Source organism: Cyanobium sp. Tous-M-B4, from assembly GCF_024345395.1.
Classification (GTDB): Bacteria; Cyanobacteriota; Cyanobacteriia; order PCC-6307; family Cyanobiaceae; genus Cyanobium_A.
The window spans coordinates 202,418-224,267 of record NZ_JAGQBA010000002.1 but is presented as its reverse complement, the minus strand read 5'-3'; the positions used below and the strand labels follow the sequence as shown (position 1 = coordinate 224,267).

The following is a 21,850-nucleotide window of genomic DNA, read 5'->3' as shown; positions in this document are numbered from 1 at the left end:
AACCAACTGCTCAGCAATCCCCTGCTGCTGGTTGTCCTCGCCTGCGGCCTCGATCGCCTAGTCGGGGACCCGCGCTGGTGTCCCCATCCGGTGGTGGTAATGGGCTGGTGGATCACCCTGCTACGCCGCGGCGCCGAAGCCTGGGCGGGCACCAGAGCCTGGAAGCTGCGGCTGGCGGGGGGCTTAATCACGCTGGTGCTAGTGGGGGGCAGCGGCCTCGCGGGTTGGGGAATGGAGCGGCTGGCTCCTACGCCACTGCTGGTGGTGGCCTTGGCCAGCGCCCTTGCCGGCCGCAGCCTCGAGCAGGCGGTGGCTGGGGTGCTGAAAGCTCTCCCAAATTCCGTACAAGCTGTACAGAGGCAGCCCGTACAAAACCAGACAGCCCTTGAGCCCGCCCGTCGAGCCCTTGCCTGGATAGTGGGCCGCGACACGGCCGATCTCGACGGCCCGGAGATCCTGCGGGCCCTGGCTGAAACGGCCAGCGAGAACGGCGTGGACGGTCTGTTTGCGCCACTGTTTTGGATGCTGCTTGGGGCTGGGCTGTGGAGCCTCAACCCCGCATGGCCCGGCCCCCTAGCCCTGGCTTGGGGCTTCAAAGCAGCCAGCACGCTGGATTCAATGCTGGGCTACCGCCGCGGGCGCCTGCGCTGGCTGGGCACGGCAGGCGCCCGCCTCGACGACCTACTGGTTTGGCTGCCCTGCCGGCTGGTGGCGGTGAGCCTGCCGCTGGCAGCTGGCCAGCCAGGCCGCAGCCTCGGGGTGCTGGCAGCGGCCCGGCGCGATGGAGCTGCCGACCCCTCACCCAATGCGGGGCTATCTCAAGCCGCCTATGCCCATGTCACGGGGGTGCAGCTGGGAGGCAGCAATAGCTACGGCGGCCAAATACGCAGCAAGCCCCTACTTGGCGCAGGCCTGCCAGCGCCGGATCAAGCCGCAGTGCTGCAAATGCTGCAACTGAATCGGCGGCTTGAGCTGATATGGCTCACTGCTGCCGCGGCCGGGTCGTTCATCACGAAAACTCTCAGCTGATTGCCCCTGCCACAGGCCCTGCCGAAGCTGCGCGCAGATCACTGGGACCATGGCGATTCGCGAACTACTTGAAGATGCCCTCAAGGAGCCGAACATCGGCCTAACCCCCTGCTTTCGCTGGCACGCCACACCTGTAGGGATTGCAGCCCTCTGGCAAGCCGGGGCAGCGCCAACAGCTCCTCCCTATGAAGATGCCCTCAAGGAAGGTCTGCAGGTAGGGCTCGATCTAAGTCGCGAAGAACGGGAGTTTCACCAGCTCAATTCAGGCCTGGTGTTGCTGTTTCACAGCTAGGCCTGCTGGCGGAAACACCAGCGCCCATTGATGCAGCGTCCAGCTGACGCATCCCTGGAGGATCAGCGGATCTGTTCGAACAAGGGCCTCGGCTTCTTCCCAACTGGCGGCCCTAAACAGCAACATGCCGCCAGCCCCATCACCACTGCGGCCGACCCGATCGGCCCAATAACCACTGCGGGGCTCATGGCCCTTGCGTTCGAGATCTGCCAGCCAAGCCAGGTGAGCTGGAATCACCGCGTCAAATTGGGGCTTAGAAACCAGACCCAGCTCAAGCTTCACAAAGGTAGGGCCCATCCTCTAAACCCCCTTGGCGCTGCGTTGCCGGCGGCACCTATCTGAGCAGTAGCGCACCTCATCCCAAACATCCTTCCACTTGCGCCGCCACTGAAAAGGCCGCTCACAGACAGGGCAGATTTTGGTGGGACGGTTCTCGTGGTGGGGCATCTCCAGGGGCTCGACGCAGATCAGCGATGGGAAATTTAGGCAACCGAAACCAAATCCAAATCAGGGAAACGACAAAAAGCGACCAAACCATAGTAGGATTGTGAAGATTTCATAAGGCGGTCATGCTGTTAAGCATTTTTGGTTTCTTATTTGCCGCCCTTTCTTTTGTTCAGGTTCCCCAATGGGACAACGACTGGACCAAATGCTCGGTGGCAGTTCCAGACACCGCCTGCCATTGGTATGTAGTCAACCCCGACAACACATTTGGCAAAGGCTTCAGCTGGATCACCGCCCCTGAATACGACGTAACTGCATTGAGGGACATCGGCATTCAACACGAGGTAACTGTGGCCCAGGGCTTCCAAACGACTGTTGAACTCATGAATGCATCAACCGAAGTCAAGTACGGCGACAACTACTAAAGACAAGTATCAAAGCAGAACCACAATTCGAATAATCTTTAAGTTCACTGAGAAAAGCACTTCAAATACCCCCAAATGCATTGCAGCGCAACAACATACTGCAATCTACTTAATTTTTTAACACCAAAGGATGTGCCGAAACCCCCTTCTGACAGGGTATGGGGTTAGGGTTCGAAAACAATTAATCAGTCGTCCTTGCACCAGGGTGGCCTCAATACCCTGCCATGGACTCTTCAATTCTGTTTGCCTTAAACTGGAATTCGCTCGGCGAACTAGCAACGGAAGATCTTGAGCATGTTCTCAATTCAATGGCTCATTCCATGGATTCCGGCAAAGAAGAATTCTGTTCGCTTTATAGAAAAGTAAAAATCTCCGCACGACCCGCAAAATCAATTGCGGCTAGTTATTGAGCATTAAATAAGAGGCCCGATAACATGCAGGGTATAAAAATATCATTTTTTGCGCCTTAAGCAATTGGCAAGGTTCTCCTTGGCGATTGCCAGTGCTTCCGTGCAGGTCTCCCTATCGTCCTTATCAATATCGCCCTGCTCGCCACGAAGACGCTGTTCTAGAAAATCAATCTCCTCCTGCCAGTGATCGGCGCCCATATCAAAGACAGGCAGCTCCACCTCATTGGCATCGTCGTCGCTCAAAGAGAAGTCGTCGTCCCTCATCTTCAGTTGTGATGGAATTCAACCCAAGGATGCCGCAGGAAGCAGGAAAAGGAAATCCCCTGCAAATCCACAGACCAGCTACTGCAAGGCCCGTCCGCGCCTGTTTCGGTTGGATGCGATCCTGGGGAGGAAGAAGCGGGGCATTATTTACAAGCAAGGGGACTGTAATTACATTTTGCTTGCCACACTGCTTCACTGATGCAGCCGTATTTTAAAAATCCATCAACCTTGGCGACCAAACCTGTTGCAGCCACACACGCGATCAAAGGTTTGTTCACAAAAAAATCCCTAGCGTGTTCGACTCCGCCAGGGACATTCTTCCCGTCGCTCATCACGACTCCCTTACGCTATTAGGCATTTACACTCACGGCATGGAGTGATTGTCGCAAGTGTTCATGCGGACACCTGCGGCAATGTTTCAATGGTGGCATTGGGAATCCCCACCGCCCACCTGCCGATCAAAACTGCCCTGCAGCTGAGTCGCTAATGGAGCACTTGAACTGGGGGTATATCCAACTGGCTCTGGTCGCCCTGGCGTTTGGCGGGCTTCAGGTGTGGTGGATTAGCAGCGTCTTTTGGAAGCGTGACCTAGCACGACCACAAAGCGGTGAGGAGTTCCGCAAAACACTGGAGCAAATCTGGAAGAAGGAACAGAGGCAGAGGTAGCGGCGCAATAATTGCGTATCTATGAAGTTGCCAAAAACCGTCTGCAATAACTGCTATACATCAAGAGTTATGGTTTGCAACCATAAAATCATCTTTAGTGCTAAATTTAGAGTTCAGAATTTACCGACTTTTTATGAGCCTTGAGTTTGGCGATCCAGATATTTTTGATAAGATTTATGAAAATTCATACTGGGGCAAGGGATCTGGGGGCGGAAGTTCCCCTGAGGCAACTCAGCCCTACAAGATATTCCTAGAAAACTTTATTCGTCAACACGATATTAAATCAGTCGTTGACCTTGGCTGCGGCGACTGGCAGTTCTCCCAATTTCTAGACTTTGGCAGAGCAACATATATTGGCATCGATGCATCTAAAAATGTAATCGCAAACAATCAGAAGTCATTTTCACGACCAGGGGTTTCCTTTGCCTGTCTTCCAAATGATTACAATGAACTCCCTCGCGCAGAACTGCTGGTTTGCAAAGACGTACTAATGCATTTAAGCACGAAGAAAGTTCAAGATATTTTATCAATTCTTCCAAACTTCAAATATGCATTAATTACCAATGACATTCCCTGCGTATCCGCTTTCGGGGAAATTCTTCTAAAGCTGCGGCGTCCATTTTCACCCGTAAACAACAGAGAAATAAAAACAGGAGACTTCAGAACTCTTGACCCGACTCAACACCCATTCAACCTTAAATTGAAAAAAGTATTTGAATGGAAAGGAAGCAATCTAATACTTGGCAAAGACTGTGATTGGAAAAAGCGAACTTATTTGCATCAATAATGCCAAATGCTGGGGAGGTGAAGGCAAGGAGTCCATTGAGTCCCTTGTCGCCGAGGCAGTCGCCAACAGCAGAAAGCACCCATACCCTTCAAGCAGCGCCAGAAGATCCCGATGAAGCACCTACTTGTCGCCACTGGCCTTGTCCTACTCCCCACTGCGATCCACGCCCAGGGACCCCAGATCCGGTGCCCTGGCGAGAACACGGTGGAGATGCGCTACTGCGCTGAGGTGTCCTGGCAGCAGTCCACCGACCAACTCCAAAGCAAGATCCCCAGGGCAATGTTCCAACAGTGGCAGGACGCCACCCGTGCGGTCTGTGCCCACGCCTATGCCCCCTACAAGGACGGCACCATCTACCCGCAGTTGGTGGTGGGATGCGATGACCACCTAAATCGGGCACTGCTGGAAGAGTTCAAGCGGATGGGTAATTAATCAGGGGAGCACTGGCGCAATGGAGCAGCTCAACTGGGGTTACATCCAACTGGGTCTGGTCGCCCTTGCGTTCGGCGCTCTTCAGGTGTGGTGGATTAGCAGCGTCTTTTGGAAGCGTGACCTGGCACGACCACAAAGCAGTGGGGAGTTCCGCAAAACACTGGAGCGAATCTGGAAGAAAAAGTCCTGAAGCATTCTTGGACTACATCCGAACCAGCTTCCAGATCCACCAGACAACAACCCCAATAAAGACCCTCAGCACAAGAGAAGATTTGCCATTAACTCGCTTAAGCATTTTTGCAGCACACCTAGGACAAGAATAATAATTAAAGTGCCGCAAGAACAAGGACGACAGAGAAAAGCCCGCCGAGGTTTGTCGCAACAAGGGGGCTAGCGGGATCTTCTGGGTTGTATATTACTGTGGTTGATTTAAGCCAAAAACAATACGTCAAGCACCTTAGTAGAGCAAAGCACTGCTAATCACCTATTGCTTCCCTGCCCAGCAAAGGCACCAGAATGTCAGGCACCAAACTTAAGTACTACTTCAACCACAACAAACCCCACCAGGGCGACAAAGGCAAGAAGGAAAGGCGAACCAGAGAAATCCATACCGACTCCGCTGAATCTGCCATTTCTAAAGCAAATTCATAAGAATGCCGTAGCGATATATACAGCCGAACCCAGTGGAATATTCCGCAAGGTCCCGAGTGCAGATCCAATAGGTTCAGACCAATGCCAACCGACTTCTCCACCATTGACCTGGCAAACCTCAATGCCGCCCAGAGCGTGATGGTTGCCGCTCATCGTGACTGCAGCTGCCAGTGGGAACAGGACTCTGCCTGCCTCTACTGGGGCAATCCCCTGCCACACTTCAACCACACGACCCAGCAGCAATGAACGAACAGCCAGGCGCTCCAAAGCTGTTGGGCAGACACATTGGCGAGGAGACGATTGATGAGAATAAGGAACTTCTTGCCAAGATTGGCAGCGATAGCATCCTAAAAGCGCCTGCAATCAAAGGAAGCATATACTTCTATGTCAATTCTTGCAGCGATGGCAATCAAAGCAAAGAAGAATTAATTGACGATCCAACTGCGCTAAATGCTGCAATCAAGAATCTTTCAATAGAGATAAAATACGAAAATAAACACCACCGATGGGCCGCCCAGCTGCCCCACACATTAAAAATATTGGAATTTGCGGTGGCACGCTTAAGGCTAAATAACAATACTTCGTCCGATAATCTTGGCATTAATGCTGAACTAAAGTGGAGGGGCGAGAAAGATTTTGAAAACATCATTCATCTTACGCAGAGTAAAGGCAATGCCGAATGGCAGATATCGCGATTTGCCTGACAGAATCACAATATTTTTAGGCAAGCAGCGATTGTTAAATAGTGGGATCGCCTGTTGCTGAGGTCGCCTCAACTGCGCCCTGGCACAATCGCCCGGCGCCCCATCATCCACTCACCCCAAGCGGAAATGGCAAACGATCATCCTGATGTTCTTCTCAGTAGAAGGAGCGGTCACAAACCAGTTGGGAATACGACACAGAAGTTAGTGATGCCATCAAGAGTCTTCAAGGTCAGGCACAACGGGATGGAATAGCACAACCGCTGCTGAGCGCCTATCTGTTGATTTCCGAAAAACAGAACAGCGAAGGGAGGGCAAAATAGTTAGGATTGAAAAGGAATAAGGCAATAACAAAGATTCTTTATATCCATTTTTCACAATTTTACAAGCAACGACGAAAGACAATGCGACAACTTTTTTTCGCCTTGACCCAAGAGACTTTCCCAAGCGAATAGAGCTGGAATTAAGCGACGAGATCGTGGAAAAATTAGCAAGATTGCAGAGAAAACTAGTCGCTCATTCTCAGAAGTAGCCAAAGATATTCTTTCCAAAGACGAGTCGCAGTAGCAGTTTAGACAAAAAGCGAAAAATGATGCAGAAACGACATAATGCAGGGACTGCATAATGCAGGGACTGCATAATGCGGGTCACAGCATTGGCGAGGTTGCGCTAATTCACTTTCAGGATAATGTGGGGGTCGCTAAATCCAGGCACGACCTACCAACCATGGGCACTCACGAATCCCAAGGGAGCGATCAAACTCCAGTTGCCTTTAGAAAACCACAACGAATCAGCGTCACCATCCCCCATACCGTTTATAGATATTTGCTGACGAAAAGCGATTGCGAGGGGCGGTCGCTTAGCAACCTTGCATCCCACCTTCTAGAGCGGTTTTCAAAAGAGGCGTAATCAACATCATCTACAGTCGATACGCCCTTGCGCCAGAGGGCTTCTAGCGGAATCCCCGACAGATTCGCTCTGTCTGCAATGACCCGTCTGCAATGACCTGCCTTCAGAGTGCGGACCTGCGCGTCAGAGAAGGGCATATCAGCAGTCCAACAACACAACAGGCAGAGACCCTTGTTTTCGGGCGGATCCACCTGGACCACCCACCCACCAAGAACCCAGTTACAGCAAAGGGTCTGGACGAATCAGACCCTTTGAAAACTATTGAGAAGCGGAGAGGGTGGGATTCGAACCCACGGAAGGTTTCCCTTCAAACGATTTCGAGTCGTTCGCTTTCGACCACTCAGCCACCTCTCCAAAGACCCGCTGGGCCTGCGTCACTCTAAGGATCGGTCAGCCGAGGGCGGCCTGCAGGTATCCACTGGGACCGCTGGCCGCCCAGGCCGCTGGCAAGCCCGCCGGGGTGGCGCCACTGAGCCACAGCCACTTGGCGCCAAGCTCCTTGAGGTGGCGGCGCTCGCGGGCGGAGGGTGCAAAACCCAGCCAGACGCCATCAAGCCGGCCGCGCAGCACGCTTGGCTCTGAGCCATCGGCGGCCAGCTGCCGCCAGGCCCAGAGCGCCTGGCGGTCGGGCAACAGCAACCAGCGCCAGCGGCCCAGCTGCAGCTGAATGGCCCGGCTCTCGATCGCCACCGGTGCGGCGCTCAGCCCAGGGCTAGCCAGCCTTTGGCCAGGCTGAAACGGCAAACTGCCATCGGCACTGGCCATCACCAGACCGGCCTGCCCCTGCCAGCAGTGCGGCTGCTCGGGCGCCAGCGGATCTAGCAGTAAGGCCCAGTCGTAGCGCTGCACCCCCAGACCCCGGGCCAGCTGGCTGGCCTGGCTGCAACTGAAGCCATCACCTGAACTGCTCACCAGCACCGCCCGGCCCTGGTGCCGCGCCACCAGCAGATCCAGCCGCCCCTGGTGCACCAGCAACAACTGGTCGGCGCTTAGCAAGCTGAACTGCACCGCCACCACCAGCGCAAACAGGGCAGCACCAAGCAGGCGCCAGCGCCGGGCCAGGGCAGGCCAGGCCAGAGCCAGCAACGCCACACTGAACAGCAGCACCAGGCCCGGGGCGGGGCGGCCCAATTGCCACTGGGCCATGGGCAGCGCCGCAAACACCTTGACCACCGCCACCAACACATTGGCAAGCCAGGCCACGGGCACGGTGGCAAGCGGTAGCAGCGGCGGCAGCAGCACCGCCAGGCAGGCCAGGGCCATCGCCCCGAGGGTGAGGGGTGTGAGCAGGGGTGCCACCACCAAATTGGCCGGTACCGCATAGAGGGGCACCACGCCGAAGTGCAGCAGCTGAAGTGGCAGGGTGTAGAGCGAAGCCGCCAGCGGCACCGCCGTGGCCACGGCCAACCAACCCGGCAGCCAGCGGCGCAGGCCCAGCTCCAGCGGTCGGGCCGACACCACCAGCGCAGCAGTCGCCACAACGCTGAGCTGGAAGCCCACATCGAGCAGCCAGTCGGGCCGCGCCAGCAGCAACACCAGGGCGCTGGCGACCAGGATGCCCAAGGGCCTACCGCGGTAGCCGCACTCCACCACCCCCAGGGCCAGGGCCCCCATCAGCACTGCCCTGAGCACGGAGGGCTGGGGGCCTGCCAACAGCACAAACAGGCCCATCGCCGCCGCCGCCAAGGTGAGCCGCCCCAGCCGCGGCAAGCGCGCGCCCAGGGGCAGCACCACGCCCAGCAGCACCGACAAATGGAAGCCGGAAGCCGCCAGGGCATGGGATAGCCCCGCTGCCCGAAACGCCTCGCGCAGCTCCGCCGGCACGGGCACCACGGCGCTCCCGAGCACCAGGGCCGCCAGCACGCTGCCGTTGTTTGGGCCAGCATGCTGCACCAGCGCCTGGGCCATGCGGCGGCGCAGGTCTGCCACCGGCGTTGCCGCACGCTGCAGCACCTCAAAATCCTGCACCTGCAGCTGGCTGAAGCTTCCCTGACGCGCCAGTCGCTCTGCTGGTGCGGCCAGCAGCGGATGGGGTGACACCTGGGGGCGCCGCAGGCGGCCCTGCACCTGCAGGCGCCAACCCTGTTGCAGCTCCGGGCAATCGCCGAAGCGCAGTTCGGTGCGGCCCACGGGCAGCTGCAGCAGGGCCCGGCAGGCACCACCACCACTGAGCACCGGAGCACCGCTGGGCACCGGATCACTGAGCAGAACTCCCCGCAGCGTCAGGTCCAGCGGACCACCGGCTGCCTGGAGTTGAAGCACTGGATCACCGGCCGCCGGCTGGGGCGGCGTGAACGCCAGCCAGCCCACCCGCAGCAGCAGCAGGGCCAAAAGCAGGCCCCACAAAAGCGGCTTTAGGCGCGGCCCGGCTGCGCCGGCAGTGTCCGCCACACCTCCACAACAGCCCACTGGCCACTCCGCATGAACCCAGCCAGGGTTCCCACACGGGCTGGAGTTAGAGGCGCGGAAGCTGCAGCAACAGCTCGCAGAGCTCCCGGCTCGGCATCTCCTGGCCCAATAGCGGTGCCACCAGCTTGGCCACCGGGCGCAAGCGACAGGGCCACACGGCCCGCTCACTTAAGCGCCCCAACTGGAAGCTGCCGCCGGCCAGCACCACCACCAGCAAGCTGCGCTGGAGCAGCCTCTTCACACCACCACGGGGCGCTTGGCCTCGCTCAGCAAAGGAAAACCGAGGGCTTCGCGTTCGGCCAGCCAGGCCTCCGCCACCTGACGGGCCAGGGTGCGGATGCGACCGATCGTGGCGGTGCGCTCCGTGACAGAGATCACGCCGCGGGCCTCCAGCAGGTTGAAGGTGTGGCTGCACTTGAGCACGAAATCCAGGGCTGGAGCGGGTAGCTGCTTGGCCACCAGATCTGCCGCCTCCGCCTCATAGATGGCAAACAGCTGCTTGAGCCGCTCGGGGTTGGAGGCTTCGAAGTTGTAGGCGCAGTGGCCCTTCTCAAATGGCAGCCAGATATCGCCATAGGAGCGATTGCCATCCCAGCTCAGATCCCAGATGCTCTCCACATCCTGGAGATACATGGCCAGGCGCTCCAGGCCGTAGGTGATTTCAATCGACACCGGCCGGCAATCGAGGCCGCCGCACTGCTGGAAATAGGTGAACTGGGTGACCTCCATGCCGTCAAGCCACACCTCCCAGCCCACACCCCAGGCGCCCAGCGTCGGCGATTCCCAGTTGTCTTCTACGAAGCGGATGTCGTGATCCTTGGCGCGGATGCCCAGCGCTTCCAGCGAGGCCAGATAGGTCTCCTGGATGCCATCGGGGCTGGGCTTGATCAGCACCTGATATTGGAAATAGTGCTGGGCCCGGTTGGGGTTGTCGCCGTAGCGGCCATCGGTGGGGCGGCGACAGGGTTCGGGGTAGGCCACGGCCCAGGGCTCGGGACCGATCGCCCGCAGCACCGTGTGGGGGCTCATCGTGCCGGCGCCCTTTTCGGTGTCGTAGGGCTGCAGGAGCAGGCAGCCCTGGTCGGCCCAAAAGCGGTTCAGGGTGCTGATGATGTCCTGGAAGTTCACGCTGCTGTGCTGGGCTTTGGATCGATTCTGCCCAGTAGGGGGGCCTCAGCCTCCAGGCACACCACCCGATCACGCCCCCCACGCTTGGCCGTGTAGAGGGCCTGATCAGCCCGCAGCAGCAGCTCCTTAAGGGTTTCACCATGCTGATAGGTGGTGACGCCGCAGCTGAGGGTGGGTGGGGCAATGGGCTCAGCCAAGCTGGGGGAAATGGCCAGGGGCTGCGATCGCAGGATCTGCCGTTGCCGCTCCGCCCGCTCCACCGCCTGGACCGCCGAGCACGCCGGCAAAAGCAGCAGAAACTCCTCCCCACCCCAGCGAAACAACAGATCACTGCCACGCGTCGACCGCTGGAGCACAGCAGCAACGTGCTGAATCATCTGGTCGCCCACCGCGTGGCCGTGGCTGTCATTAATCAGCTTGAAGAAATCGATGTCAAACAACATCACTGCCAACGGCTCCTGCCGCCGTAGCGCGTCTTTCACCAGACGGGCAAATAGGGTGTCGAAGGCGGTGCGGTTGAGCAGCCCGGTGAGCTTGTCTGTGATCGCCAGCTGCTGCAGCCGGCGCTGGTAATTGCCCACGGTGGCATTGGCCAGCAGCAGCACCACTGCTGACACCCCCAGGGCAATAAGCAGATTCTGACCAAGGATCGGCAGCAGCGCTGCCTTGCTCGGATCGTTTTGCTGCAGCACCACAATCACCCAACCGAGCTCAGGGATCTGGCGACTGTTCACGAACAGCTGGCCCTCACCGTGGGGGAGCTGCAGGGAGGTGGCGGGCTGCTCGAGGATCCGGGAAACGTAAGGAGCCAGCCCTGGCACCTCCTTCAGGGTTGCCCCAGAGTGGGCGCCGGGGGAGAGCACCACCTGACCTGCATGGGTCACCAAGAGCACTTGGGCGCCATAGCGATCCTGATAGCGATTCAGCTCCCGAGCCAACTCGCGCACGTCGATACCTAAGCCGATAGCGCCGATGAAGCCACCCGCCTGATCCAGCACCCGAAAGTTGGTGAAGGCGGTTACCCGGTTGGGATCGGCCGTATCGCGATCGATGTTGACTTCAAAGGGATCGGCACTGGCCTGCACCCGGTAAAACCAGCGGTCGTTGGGATCGCTGGAGGAGTCAGACTTGAGCACCCCGCTTGGGTGGTAATAGCGACCGGTGCGATCGGACACAAAAAAGGCGGTGGTGGCGCCGTGTTCGGCCTGGATATTGCGGAGATAGCCCACCATTTCGGATTGGTCCCGCTCCCCGGCGGCAACCCAGCGCTCCAGGAAGGTGTTGCGGGCCATCGAAGACGAAAGCAGCGCCGGCCGGGTGAGATAGCGCTCCACTTCACCGGAGAGCGCCTGGGCCGTTAACGGCAGGGTGGTTGCCAGCTGGCGGTCCAGGATGCCGCGGGCACTGAAGTAGCTGAAGGCGCTGGAGGCACCAAAACCGCAGAGCAGCAGCAGCCCCATGGTGGGTAAAAACCGAAAGCGCCTCCCAGCTCGCACCGAAACAGGCCCCACAAAAAAGCACCTCAATCAAGGCAGGATTCTATAGCGCTTAACGCCAAGTTACCCATCAAAGGGTAGAATTACAAGTATCTTTTTAAACTGTTTTTGTTAAAAGTATTTGCTATGCCAGCGGTGGTTTTTTTATTCAGGACGCGTTGAGCATCCGGCCGAGCGACTCGGTGACGGCTGTGCTGGGCACGGTGAGGTTTTCAAACTGCTCAGCCGGTATGGCCTTGCTCCACAGCCAGCCCTGGCCCTGGTTAACGCCGATGCGGCGCAGGAAGGTGGCCTCCGATTCCGTTTCCACGCCCTCGGCGCAGACATCGACATTGATGGCGTGACACCCGGACACCAGCCACTTGAGGAAACGCTGGCGGAAGGAATCGGCATCGATACCGGAGACGATCGAGCGATCCACCTTCACCTTGCTGAAGTTGAGGTTCAGCATGTGGGAGAGAGGCGCATCGCCGGTACCGAAGTCGTCGACGGCGATGGTGTGCAAGGAGGTGAGCTCGTTGATGAACGACGACTCGTGCTGACCCGCAACGCCCTTCTCCGTGACTTCGACCACCAAGCGGCGACCAACCTTGCGGCGCAGGGTGTCGAGATCGCCAACCGCCTTAGAGATCGGCCGGAAAAACATCTTGCCTGAGCCAACGTATTGGCAGGAGAGATTCACCGACAGCCACACGTTCGACTGCATCCGGTCGAGGGCCCGCAGAGCAAATACGAAAGAATCTTGGGTAACCGAGATATTGAGAGCGGGATCTTCGTCTAGAGCCTGAATCTCCTCAGCGCTTGGCACGTTGTCGTTGGGACGCCAAAGCACCTCGCCGCCGCAAACCCGGCCTGAGGAAAGGTCGATAATGGGCTGGATGTAAAAGTTTTCCAAAACCCTGGGGGGATTTAACCCCTACGCAAAAGAGACAGCTCAACCTTAATCACAATTGGGCCGCGCACCAGCAGCCAGGAACCAAGCTGTCCACTGGCCTCAGGCCACCAGCTCCAGCAAACCCATCAGGCCACCTGCTAAGGGCCGATGCCGCACTTCTCTGAAGCCCGCCCGCCGCGCCAGCTGCTGCTGCTCGGAGCCGGTGGGAAAGCGCTGCAGGCTCTCCTCCAGGTAGGCGTAGTGCTCGGGAATGCCGAACCGCTCTGCGGTGGGCACCACCAACCGGCGTAGATAAAAGCGCTGAAAGCTCGCTACCGCCCCAGATGTGCGGTTGAAATCAAGCACTGCGGCTCGGCCGCCATCGCGCAACAGTCGCCGCAACTCCAGCAGGCCCGCACCTGGATCAGCAAGGTTGCGCAATCCGTAGGCGATCACGGCCCCATCGCAACTAGCGCTCGCCAAGCCCGTGGCCAGGGCATCGCCCTGCTGCCAGCTCACCGCTAGCCAGGGCTGGGCGGCTGCCCGCCTGGCCGCCACTGCCAGGGGGGCAGCCGCCGCATCTATGCCGAGCACGCTGCCACCTGGGCGCACCCGGGAAGCCAGCACTAGGGCTAGATCGCCGGTGCCGCAACAGAGATCTAAAAGACGCTGGCCAGGCTGGGGCTGCAACCAAGCAATCGCCTGACGTTTCCAGAGGCGATGCAGGCCAAAACTGAGCAGGTCGTTGAGCTGGTCGTAGCGGGGCGCGATCTGCTCGAACAGCTCCTGAACCGCCTGTGGATCTCCGGGCCTAAAGCTGGCCATCCCAGGGCAACACAATCGAATCGAGGCTGATGCCCGCATCCACAGCAGGCAGCAGGCTGGGGCTGGGGCTGGTGAAGGTGAGCACCATCACGGTGGCCAGGCCAACTGCCGCTGAGCACACCATGCAGCCAGCCAGCATTAGCGAAAATTCCCGGCGATCACTGGCGGCCTGCATCAGCTGCAGCGCCCAAGCAATCAAAGCCACCACCGCCGCCACCATGCCGAGGGCAATTGCGGTGGAGGCGGGAGGCGGAAGTACGGGAAGGGCGGAAAACAAGCTCTGGCCGTGTCAAATGAAAGTCTTTAAGCAATGTAACGAGGCTTAACAACTCGATGCGAGGGGCCGGATTGGCAAACCACGACCCAGCAGCTCCGTTTTGATCTGCTCGACGCTGAGGATCCCATCGTGGAGCAAGGAGGCCAATAGGGCTGCTGAGGCGTGGCCACCCGCCGGCCCGGGGTCGAGGGCCTCAGCCAGGTGGTCGATGCAGCCGGCACCGCCGGAGGCGATCACTGGCACCTCCACCGCATCGGCCACGGCCCGGGTGAGCTCCAGGGCGTAGCCCGCCTGGGTGCCATCTCCATCCATGGAGGTGAGCAGGATCTCGCCAGCTCCGAGGGCCACCACCTGCCGGGCCCAGGCCACCGCATCGAGGCCCGTGTTCTCGCGGCCACCTTTGACATAAACATCCCAACCCCCACCAGCTCTGGCGCGGGCATCAATGGCCACCACGATGCATTGGCAGCCAAAGCGCTCGGCGCCGCGGGCCACCAGCTCGGGATCGCGCACGGCCGATGAGTTGAGGCTCACCTTGTCGGCGCCGGCGCGCAGCAGCTCGGTGATGCCCTCAACGCTGCTGATGCCACCGCCCACGGTGAAGGGGATCGTGACCGCCTCAGCGGTGCGTTGCACCAGCTCCACCAGGGTGCCGCGGCCCTGGTGGCTGGCGGCGATGTCGAGAAAAACCAGCTCATCGGCTCCAGCGGCGCTGTAGCGACAGGCCAGCTCCACCGGATCACCGGCATCGCGCAGCCCAACAAAATTCACCCCCTTCACCACCCGGCCATCGGCCACGTCGAGACAAGGAATGATCCGCTTGGCAACCATGGACTCGAGCTCCGTAGGGCACTGTTAAGGTTGCGCCACTTTCCAGTCGCGCCGGCCATGTCCCAGGCTGCCACCATCAACATCGGCTCGAAGGTGCGGGTCACCCGGGTTCGGGATCGCATCTCAAGCAAAATGGTTGACTCCCTGAAGGCAGACTCCATCGGCACCGTAACCGGTTTCCGCACGGTGGATGGCAAGGGCATCGGCGTGGTTGTTGAACTAAGCGATGGTGAAATCGCCTGGTTCTTTGACGACGAACTCACCCTCGCCTGAGGCCTAGGCCGTTGAGCAACACCCCCAATCCCGAAGCGGCCAGCGGCGGCGGTGCCCGTCAGCTGCTCGGCATGAAGGGTGCCAGCGGCACCAGCAGTATCTGGAAAATCCGGCTGCAGCTGATGAAGCCGGTCACCTGGATACCCCTGATTTGGGGTGTGTTGTGCGGTGCTGCCGCCTCAGGCAATTTCCACTGGAGCATCAGCGAGGTGGGCGCCTCGATCGCCTGCATGCTGATGAGCGGGCCCCTGCTGGCCGGCTACACCCAAACGATCAACGACTACTACGACCGCGAAATCGACGCGATCAACGAGCCCTACCGGCCGATTCCTTCAGGAGCGATTCCTTTAGGCCAGGTGAAGGCCCAGATCTGGATTCTGCTGCTGTCAGGGCTAGGAGTGGCCTACGGCCTTGATCTCTGGGCCGCTCACACCACCCCGGTGCTGCTGCTGCTTGCCCTAGGTGGCTCCTTTGTGAGCTTCATCTATTCAGCTCCGCCGCTGAAGCTCAAGCAAAACGGTTGGCTTGGCAACTACGCCCTTGGCGCCAGCTACATCGCCCTGCCCTGGTGGGCCGGCCAGGCTCTTTTTGGCCAGCTCACCTGGACCACCGCCCTGCTCACCCTGGCCTACTCCCTAGCCGGCCTAGGCATAGCCGTGGTCAACGACTTCAAGAGCGTCGAGGGCGACCGGGCCATGGGCCTGCAATCCCTTCCGGTGGCTTTCGGTATCGAGAAAGCAAGCTGGATCAGCGCCGGCATGATCGATGTGTTTCAACTGGCGATGGTGGCCGTGCTGATTGCCATCGGCCAGCACTTCGCGTCGGTGTTGTTGGTGCTGCTGATCATTCCCCAGATCACCTTCCAGGACATCTGGCTGCTGCGTGATCCAGTCGCATTCGATGTCAAATACCAGGCAAGCGCCCAACCATTCCTGGTGCTCGGCATGCTCGTGACCGCCCTGGCAATCGGCCACAGCTCCCTCGTTAGCTGAGGTGAACCGCCAGCGCCCCGCCACCGGCAAAGCTCCCCAGCCCCGCCGCACGAACCTGGTGGGAGTAGGGCTGCTTGCCGCCCTGATTGGCGGCGGCGTTGCCTGCGGCCAGGCGGCGCTAGTGGCGGGCTTTGACAGCCTGCTGCCCGACGCCCGTGGCATCAACCACTTCAACCGCCCAGGCACCCTCACCATCCTCTCGGCCGACGGCCAGGTGGTGCACAAAATCGGACCGGTAACTCGCGAGAAGCTGACGCCCGAAACGATGCCGCCGTTGGTGCAGCAGGCTTTTATCGCCGCGGAAGACCGGCGCTTCTATCAGCACAACGGCATTGACCCGGTGGGGATCGGCCGGGCCATGGTGCGCAACCTGCGCAAGGGCTCGGTGGAGGAGGGGGCAAGCACAATCACCCAGCAGCTGGCCCGCACCGTATTTCTGAGCCAGGACCGCACCCTGATTCGTAAGCTCAAAGAGGCCGCCCTGGCCGGCAAGCTCGAGCGCCAGCTCAGCAAACCGCAGATCCTCACCGAATACCTCAACGTTGTTTATCTCGGCTCGAGCGCCTACGGCGTTGCCGACGCGGCCTGGGTGTATTTCACAAAAACCCCGGAACAGCTAACCCTTGCGGAAGCCGCCCTGATCGCAGGGCTACCACCGGCTCCCTCGGTTTATTCACCCCTGGTGAATCCTGACCTGGCCCTGGAGCGGCGGGCCGTGGTGCTGCGCCGCATGGAGGAGGCGGGCTTCATCAGTGTCAGTGAGCAACAGCAGGCTGAAGCGGCACCGCTGCAACTCAAGCCAGCCGAACCCAAATACTGGGACAGCCGAGCCCCCTACTTCAGCGGCTGGGTGCAGCAGGAACTGCCCAAGGTGCTCAGCCCCGAGCAGCTCGAGGTGGGTGGTTTGACAGTGCGCAGCAGCGTCAATTTGGCCTGGCAGGAGAAGGCCCAGTCGGCCGTGAACAGCTATGCCAGCGGCAGCATGCAGGGCGCTCTGGTGGCGATGGAGCCCGGAACAGGCCTGGTGCGGGCGATGGTGGGCGGCACCGACTTCAAGGACAGCCAGTTCAATCGGGCAGCCCAGGCCCTGCGCTCACCCGGCTCCACCTTCAAGTTGTTTGTGTATCTCACGGCCCTGCAGCAGGGGATGCTGCCGGAGCGGCTATTCCGCGATTCGGCCCGCTGCTTCGCCGGCTACTGCCCCAAGAATTTCGGCAACCGTTACTTCGGTTCGGTGTCGATGGTGATGGCGCTGCAGAACTCGCTCAACACAGTGGCGGTGGGGTTGCTGCAGGAGCTGGGCTTCGACAAGGTGATCGAAACGGCCAAGAGCCTCGGCATCACCCGAGAGCTGGGGCGCTTCTACCCCCTCGCCCTCGGCGCCACCGAGCAAACGGTGGTGGACATGACCGCCGCCTACGCCGCCATCAATAACGGTGGCATCTACGTGAAACCCACACCGTTTGAGGAGATCCTCGGCCCCGATGGCGAGCTGCTGTGGAGCCGCCGGGTGGATGGCGATCAAGGTCGCCGGGCCGTCAATAGCGACATCGCGGCCCTGATGCTGTGGATGCTGGAGCGGGCGGTGCGGTCGGGCACGGGCGGCGGCGCGGCCCTGCCGGACCGGCCCGTGGCCGGTAAGACGGGCACCTCAGAGGGGGGCCGCGACCTGTGGTTTATCGGTTCGATCCCCCAGCTCACCACCGGGGTGTGGCTCGGCTACGACGACAGCCGCACCACCAAGGACACCAGCGTGGTGGCCACCTACGCCTGGAGGGCCTTTATGGCGCCGATCAGCAAGGACCTGCCAGTGCGCCAGTTTCCGCCCAAGCCGCAGCTAGAGGACACCTACCGGCTGGACAAAAAGCAAGCCGAGCGCCGCCGTGAACCGGCAGCCAGCACCGAAAGCTGGCGTGAGCCGGCACCCCAGCCGTTGGAGCTTGATCCCACCCCCAGTCTCAACGAGCAGCCCTACACACCAGCCGCGCCGGCCAGCCCTGCCGCCCCCCAGGCGCAAACACCAAGCACCCCTGCTGCCCCCAGCCCGGCGCCCGCCACACCACCGCCGCTGGAAGCCCCACCACCCCCGGTGGTGGCGCCACCACCACCCCCCTAACCCCGCCTTAAGCCTGCAGCAGAGCGGCAAAAAAGCCGTCGCCACCGCTGGCGGCTGGCCAACGCTGCCAGCTCTGCTGCAGCTGCAAGCCGGGGTGATCGGCAAGGAAGCCAGCGAGCAGCTGGCCGTTTTCAGCCGGATGCACGGTGCAGGTGGCATACACCAGCTGGCCGCCCGGCTTGAGCAGGGGCAGCAGGGACTCCAGCAGGGACCGCTGCAGCGGCACCAACTCGGTGATCGTTTCAGGGCTGATCCGCCAGCGGGCATCGGCGTGGCGGGCCAGGGTGCCAAGGCCCGAACAGGGGGCATCCAGCAGGATGCGATCAAACCAGCCGAGCCACTCAGGCTTCTCAGCCGCTAGGGCGGTGGCATCGGCGGCCAGGGTGTGGATGCACTGCAGGCCAAGGCGGGCGGCATTGACGCCCACCCGGCGCAGGCGCCCCTCGGAGCGATCCACGGCCCACACCTCACCCTGGTTTGCCATCAGCTCAGCGAGATGGGTGCTCTTGCCACCCGGGGCGGCGCAGGCATCGAGGATCCGCTCGCCGGGCTGGGGATCGAGCAGCAAACCCACCGCCTGGGCAGCGCGGTCTTGCACGCACCAGTGGCCCTCGGCGTAGCCGGGCAGGGCGCGCAACTCACCGCTGCGGCCCAGGAGCGTGAGGCCCCCGGGCAGATCCGGCAGGGGGGCCGCCTCGATCCCGGCGGCAGTGAAGGCCTCCAAAGCAGCAGCAGGCGTGGTGCACAGCAGGTTGAGGCGCAGGTCGAGGGCGGGGGGTTGGTTGCAGGCCAGACCGAAGGCCTCGGGATCAGGCCATTGCAACGCCAGCTCAGCGAGCCAGGCGGGCAGGGAATGGCGCAGGCCATAGCTGGCGGCGGGGTCGCTGGGCAGGGGGCCCAGACCATCCCAGGACTCAGGCCCGGCCTCCGCGCGCCGGCGCCCGCAGGCCCGCAGCAGGCCATTGGCCACCGGCGCCAGCCGGCCGAGTCCACCCCGTTTTGCCAATTCCACGGTGGTGCTCACCGCCGCAGAGGCCGGCACCCGGCTGCTGAACAGCAGCTGGTAGAGCCCTAGGTGCAGCAGCCAGCGCAACTTGGGTGGCTGGCGGGCGGCGGGAACCTTGCCGAGGGCATCAAGCCAGGCATCGAGCAGGCGTCGCTGGCGAATGGCGCCGTAGGCCAGTTCGGTGGCTAGGGCCCGGTCGGCGCCCTCAAGGGGATGGCGCTGCAGCTCCCGCTCCAGCGCCAGATCGGCGTAGGCGCCAGCGCCCACCGCCAGCAACACCTGCCAGGCGAGCTGGCGCGGCGCCAGGCCAATCGCGGGAGTTTCGGTTGCGGGGGCGGGTGCCAGGGCGTGGGGCGGCGGAGGGCAAGGCTCCACAACTAGCGCGCAGGGGGAAGCGGCAGGGGAGAGGAGGAGGTGGTGGATGTTTTTTGGTAGTTAGCTAAGAAGAACTAATTTGCAAAGTCATCAACCCCAGCACGCCAACGGTGCTGGGCCAGGGGCAACTGGCCCGCGGCATCCACGGGGATGCCGATAACGGCAACGCAATGCGCGCCGCCACGCTGGAAAGCCGGCTGGAAGAACTGGGCGCGGTGCAGTCCTTCTCCAGACCAAGGGTTAGCAACGACTAACCCTATTCCGAATCGCTTGTCCGCACAGCAAAATACCGGCCCAATTACCCAAGGGGCCATTCGCCAGCGTGGAGGAGTCATGCCTTTGGGTGGCGTCATTTGTGGATTGGTACAACCACCGACACCGCCACAGCAGCATCAAGTGCATGACGCCCCACCAACGCCAAAGTGGCGAGGCCGTTGACCTCTGCCGGAATCGTGCCCACATCTATGAACAGGCACGCCAGCAGAATCCAAGTCGCTTTGGATCAATCCTCCACGACCGGAAATCGACCCAAGACCAGCTGCACTTGCCATAACTACTTGAATGGCAGCAGAGAAGTCATCTTTCCTGACAGCTACCGGAATCGAGCGAAGAGGGATATAGGCAACTAAATATATGCGGACAACGCTAGCATTACCAATAACTTGAAGAAAAGGGGTCATATAGGGATGATCTGCACGATCACACGGCTGAGCCAGTCCATTTAAATGGGAATAGAATTACCATGGCGCTAGTTGAGTCTATTCTCTGAAATATGTGAAGATTTAAAATACTGATTGCGAGCAATTTTGGCGGCCGACCTCAAGCTGTCACCAAAATAGCCGATTAGCAAGCAAGAAGGGAAATATTTCGCTCAGGCGCGAGGCTGATGTTCCGCCATTAGGCCTACAAGCCCTATCACTAACAGGACAATTGAAAACCCTTTGGCAAAGCTCATTGCCTCATTGAAGATGCCGACACCCAGGATCGAAATCGCCAAGATCGAGCATCCCGTCCAAACAGAATAAGCGATGCTCATTTCAATGGTTTTCATAGCGAGTGTCAAACCACTCAAGGACAAACAATAACAAATAACCATCAGAGCTGATGTATTGAGATTTTGAAAGCCATTTGTTTGCTTAGACAGAATCGTGCCTATCACTTCCGGGACGATTGCCGCCACTAAAAGAAACCATCCCATAGATCAATCGTGGATAAACTGCTAAGTATTTTGGAATTGCCAGAAAGGCGAGGGGCAGCTTCAGCGCTTGGCTTTGCTTAAGTCAAGAAGGCAATTAAGTGACTACAGCTGTTGGAGATACTCAGAGCCCTCTCGTACAATCTCTTTGAAAAGTCTTTGCTGGATCTCAACAAAGTCTGAGAAACCCTGCAGAGCCCATTGTTGTATTTGCTGTGCCGACTCAGTTCGATAGCATGAAGCTAGATCAAGCGCTTCAAGAGCCGACTGAAAATGTTCATCTTCAACCCCCGAACCTTTATGCTTGCCATGAATGACAATCCAGTACCAGGCGCTAAATAACCCTTGCTCGACTTCAACCCTTTCATGGATCCCGCGAAGATAAGCATCATAACCGATATTACGGTTATCATGCCTAACAACTTTATCTATAATTGAGTATTCAAAGCTGGCGAGGATTTCAGATGCTGCGTGAAATCCCAACGCGCGAATCAGCGAACGAACATCGCCAGGCACGCCTTGATATCCTTGGACGGTATTTTCCAAGGTTCCTTGCATCCAATTGGGGAGAATGGAAAGATGGTTTCTCTCTTCTACGGTCAAGACTGCATAGTCACCTATGGATTTTAGAGTTGCTTGAGCTAGCGCTCGATGAGGGGCGCATTTCTGACCTTTATCCGCATGCTCATCAATAGTTGCTGCCAATATTCTTGCCGCAATTTCAAGTCCTCTATCTGCTTCGTCTGCAACAACAGCAGAAGAGCTTTTAAACAGGTCGCGGGAAAGACCAACCGAGCTTGCCAAGCGAGCCACTAAGCTGCCTGCATAACCGTTGAAATGGGCATATCTCTGCATGAATAAGTAGAGCAGCCTTGGATGTTGAACCGCCAATTGGCAAGCGAGCTCTACAGATTGATTTAGACTGGAAAAATTGAATAAGTCGTCAAGCTGATTCTTTGTCAGAATGGGAGCATCAGCAGCAACCATGACCTTAAAAATTGATACAACCTCCTACCAGCTTAACATGCCTTGACTGACTCGCT

At 59.5% G+C, this 21,850-nt stretch carries 27 protein-coding genes and 1 tRNA gene; 13 read left to right on the top strand and 15 right to left on the bottom strand.

The genetic code is table 11. The annotated features are described in order from the left end of the window. The first annotated feature begins 6 nt into the window (after nucleotides 1-6). Together cbiB and KBY73_RS04355 are read left to right on the top strand one after the other, a co-directional pair. Nucleotides 7-1,029: an adenosylcobinamide-phosphate synthase CbiB gene (cbiB, locus tag KBY73_RS04360; RefSeq protein WP_396096686.1), complete on the top strand. Its 1,023-nt coding sequence runs from the start codon at nucleotides 7-9 to the stop codon at nucleotides 1,027-1,029. A gap of 49 nt (nucleotides 1,030-1,078) precedes the next feature. Then, nucleotides 1,079-1,321: a hypothetical protein gene (locus KBY73_RS04355; protein WP_254935882.1), complete on the top strand. Its 243-nt coding sequence runs from the start codon at nucleotides 1,079-1,081 to the stop codon at nucleotides 1,319-1,321. On the opposite strand, the gene KBY73_RS04350 is transcribed toward KBY73_RS04355, so the two are convergent. Then, on the bottom strand, nucleotides 1,292-1,618 hold the full coding sequence (locus tag KBY73_RS04350; protein ID WP_254935881.1) for a YciI family protein: 327 nt from the start codon (nucleotides 1,616-1,618) through the stop codon (nucleotides 1,292-1,294). The two genes, KBY73_RS04355 and KBY73_RS04350, sit on opposite strands and share 30 nt — an antisense overlap. A gap of 3 nt (nucleotides 1,619-1,621) precedes the next feature. After that, nucleotides 1,622-1,768, bottom strand: a complete 147-nt coding sequence (locus KBY73_RS04345; RefSeq protein WP_254935880.1) for a DUF2256 domain-containing protein — start codon at nucleotides 1,766-1,768, stop codon at nucleotides 1,622-1,624. A 122-nt stretch (nucleotides 1,769-1,890) separates the two neighbouring features. On the opposite strand from KBY73_RS04345, the gene KBY73_RS04340 reads away from it, so the two are divergent. Together KBY73_RS04340 and KBY73_RS04335 are read left to right on the top strand one after the other, a co-directional pair. After that, nucleotides 1,891-2,190 carry a hypothetical protein gene (locus KBY73_RS04340; protein ID WP_254935879.1) on the top strand — a complete coding sequence of 100 codons (300 nt, stop codon included), beginning with the start codon at nucleotides 1,891-1,893 and terminating at the stop codon, nucleotides 2,188-2,190. 224 nt (nucleotides 2,191-2,414) lie between these two features. Then, nucleotides 2,415-2,600, top strand: a complete 186-nt coding sequence (locus tag KBY73_RS04335) for a hypothetical protein (RefSeq protein ID WP_254935878.1) — start codon at nucleotides 2,415-2,417, stop codon at nucleotides 2,598-2,600. A gap of 42 nt (nucleotides 2,601-2,642) precedes the next feature. Here the strand turns inward: KBY73_RS04335 and KBY73_RS04330 are convergent, their stop codons facing one another. Then, nucleotides 2,643-2,864: a hypothetical protein gene (locus KBY73_RS04330; protein ID WP_254935877.1), complete on the bottom strand. Its 222-nt coding sequence runs from the start codon at nucleotides 2,862-2,864 to the stop codon at nucleotides 2,643-2,645. Between the two features lie 799 nt (nucleotides 2,865-3,663). Between KBY73_RS04330 and KBY73_RS04325 the strand changes: the two genes are divergently transcribed. The 5 genes from KBY73_RS04325 to KBY73_RS15040 all read left to right on the top strand — a co-directional run bounded on the left by KBY73_RS04325 (nucleotide 3,664) and on the right by KBY73_RS15040 (nucleotide 7,010). Next, on the top strand, nucleotides 3,664-4,317 hold the full coding sequence (locus KBY73_RS04325; RefSeq protein WP_254935876.1) for a methyltransferase domain-containing protein: 654 nt from the start codon (nucleotides 3,664-3,666) through the stop codon (nucleotides 4,315-4,317). A gap of 111 nt (nucleotides 4,318-4,428) precedes the next feature. Further along, a complete protein-coding gene (locus KBY73_RS04320) occupies nucleotides 4,429-4,749 on the top strand; it encodes a DUF1311 domain-containing protein (protein WP_254935875.1) in 321 nt (106 codons plus the stop codon). A gap of 19 nt (nucleotides 4,750-4,768) precedes the next feature. Next, nucleotides 4,769-4,939: a hypothetical protein gene (locus KBY73_RS04315; RefSeq protein ID WP_254935874.1), complete on the top strand. Its 171-nt coding sequence runs from the start codon at nucleotides 4,769-4,771 to the stop codon at nucleotides 4,937-4,939. 631 nt (nucleotides 4,940-5,570) lie between these two features. Beyond that, nucleotides 5,571-6,104 carry a hypothetical protein gene (locus KBY73_RS04310; protein ID WP_254935873.1) on the top strand — a complete coding sequence of 178 codons (534 nt, stop codon included), beginning with the start codon at nucleotides 5,571-5,573 and terminating at the stop codon, nucleotides 6,102-6,104. 621 nt (nucleotides 6,105-6,725) lie between these two features. After that, complete coding sequence (locus KBY73_RS15040) at nucleotides 6,726-7,010, top strand: ribbon-helix-helix domain-containing protein (protein WP_315858401.1); 285 nt, start codon at nucleotides 6,726-6,728, stop codon at nucleotides 7,008-7,010. Between the two features lie 269 nt (nucleotides 7,011-7,279). Here the strand turns inward: KBY73_RS15040 and KBY73_RS04300 are convergent. From KBY73_RS04300 to hisF, 9 genes are all read right to left on the bottom strand, one after another. Next, nucleotides 7,280-7,364: transfer RNA gene (locus KBY73_RS04300), tRNA-Ser, on the bottom strand. A gap of 36 nt (nucleotides 7,365-7,400) precedes the next feature. Beyond that, entirely contained in the window at nucleotides 7,401-9,401 is a 2,001-nt protein-coding gene (locus tag KBY73_RS04295; RefSeq protein WP_254935871.1) for a ComEC/Rec2 family competence protein, read from the bottom strand. A gap of 64 nt (nucleotides 9,402-9,465) precedes the next feature. After that, a complete protein-coding gene (locus KBY73_RS04290; RefSeq protein ID WP_254935870.1) occupies nucleotides 9,466-9,660 on the bottom strand; it encodes a hypothetical protein in 195 nt (64 codons plus the stop codon). Beyond that, nucleotides 9,657-10,547, bottom strand: coding sequence for a glycine--tRNA ligase subunit alpha (gene glyQ, locus KBY73_RS04285; RefSeq protein WP_254935869.1), 891 nt, complete (start codon nucleotides 10,545-10,547; stop codon nucleotides 9,657-9,659). The genes KBY73_RS04290 and glyQ overlap by 4 nt, the downstream gene beginning before the upstream one ends. Beyond that, a complete protein-coding gene (locus KBY73_RS04280; RefSeq protein WP_254935868.1) occupies nucleotides 10,544-12,007 on the bottom strand; it encodes a sensor domain-containing diguanylate cyclase in 1,464 nt (487 codons plus the stop codon). The genes glyQ and KBY73_RS04280 overlap by 4 nt, the downstream gene beginning before the upstream one ends. Before the next feature lie 184 nt (nucleotides 12,008-12,191). Further along, nucleotides 12,192-12,938, bottom strand: coding sequence for an EAL domain-containing protein (locus KBY73_RS04275; protein ID WP_254935867.1), 747 nt, complete (start codon nucleotides 12,936-12,938; stop codon nucleotides 12,192-12,194). 99 nt (nucleotides 12,939-13,037) lie between these two features. Continuing rightward, the gene (ubiE, locus tag KBY73_RS04270; protein WP_254935866.1) at nucleotides 13,038-13,742 is read right to left on the bottom strand and encodes a bifunctional demethylmenaquinone methyltransferase/2-methoxy-6-polyprenyl-1,4-benzoquinol methylase UbiE; all 705 of its coding nucleotides are present in this window, start codon (nucleotides 13,740-13,742) and stop codon (nucleotides 13,038-13,040) included. After that, nucleotides 13,729-14,019 (bottom strand): hypothetical protein, encoded by a 291-nt coding sequence (locus KBY73_RS04265; RefSeq protein ID WP_254935865.1) that lies wholly within the window; start codon nucleotides 14,017-14,019, stop codon nucleotides 13,729-13,731. The genes ubiE and KBY73_RS04265 overlap by 14 nt, the downstream gene beginning before the upstream one ends. 45 nt (nucleotides 14,020-14,064) lie before the next feature. Then, entirely contained in the window at nucleotides 14,065-14,850 is a 786-nt protein-coding gene (hisF, locus tag KBY73_RS04260) for an imidazole glycerol phosphate synthase subunit HisF (RefSeq protein WP_254935864.1), read from the bottom strand. Between the two features lie 57 nt (nucleotides 14,851-14,907). Here hisF and KBY73_RS04255 point away from each other — a divergent pair, with 57 nt between their 5' ends. The 3 genes from KBY73_RS04255 to KBY73_RS04245 are packed head-to-tail and all read left to right on the top strand — an operon-like array spanning nucleotide 14,908 to nucleotide 18,231. Then, complete coding sequence (locus KBY73_RS04255; protein WP_254935863.1) at nucleotides 14,908-15,123, top strand: DUF2862 domain-containing protein; 216 nt, start codon at nucleotides 14,908-14,910, stop codon at nucleotides 15,121-15,123. 11 nt (nucleotides 15,124-15,134) lie between these two features. Then, on the top strand, nucleotides 15,135-16,115 hold the full coding sequence (gene chlG, locus KBY73_RS04250) for a chlorophyll synthase ChlG (RefSeq protein ID WP_396096562.1): 981 nt from the start codon (nucleotides 15,135-15,137) through the stop codon (nucleotides 16,113-16,115). 1 nt (nucleotide 16,116) lies between these two features. Next, nucleotides 16,117-18,231, top strand: coding sequence for a transglycosylase domain-containing protein (locus KBY73_RS04245; RefSeq protein ID WP_396096560.1), 2,115 nt, complete (start codon nucleotides 16,117-16,119; stop codon nucleotides 18,229-18,231). A 7-nt stretch (nucleotides 18,232-18,238) separates the two neighbouring features. Here the strand turns inward: KBY73_RS04245 and KBY73_RS04240 are convergent, their stop codons facing one another. Continuing rightward, the gene (locus KBY73_RS04240) at nucleotides 18,239-19,612 is read right to left on the bottom strand and encodes a 16S rRNA (cytosine(967)-C(5))-methyltransferase (RefSeq protein WP_396096558.1); all 1,374 of its coding nucleotides are present in this window, start codon (nucleotides 19,610-19,612) and stop codon (nucleotides 18,239-18,241) included. A gap of 110 nt (nucleotides 19,613-19,722) precedes the next feature. Between KBY73_RS04240 and KBY73_RS04235 the strand changes: the two genes are divergently transcribed. Further along, nucleotides 19,723-19,866, top strand: a complete 144-nt coding sequence (locus KBY73_RS04235; protein WP_254935862.1) for a hypothetical protein — start codon at nucleotides 19,723-19,725, stop codon at nucleotides 19,864-19,866. A 617-nt stretch (nucleotides 19,867-20,483) separates the two neighbouring features. Here KBY73_RS04235 and KBY73_RS04230 read toward each other — a convergent pair. Then, entirely contained in the window at nucleotides 20,484-20,810 is a 327-nt protein-coding gene (locus tag KBY73_RS04230; RefSeq protein WP_254935861.1) for a multidrug efflux SMR transporter, read from the bottom strand. Nucleotides 20,811-20,912: 102 nt separating this feature from the next. Then, nucleotides 20,913-21,794, bottom strand: a complete 882-nt coding sequence (locus KBY73_RS04225) for a hypothetical protein (protein WP_254935860.1) — start codon at nucleotides 21,792-21,794, stop codon at nucleotides 20,913-20,915. Nucleotides 21,795-21,850 lie beyond the last annotated feature (56 nt).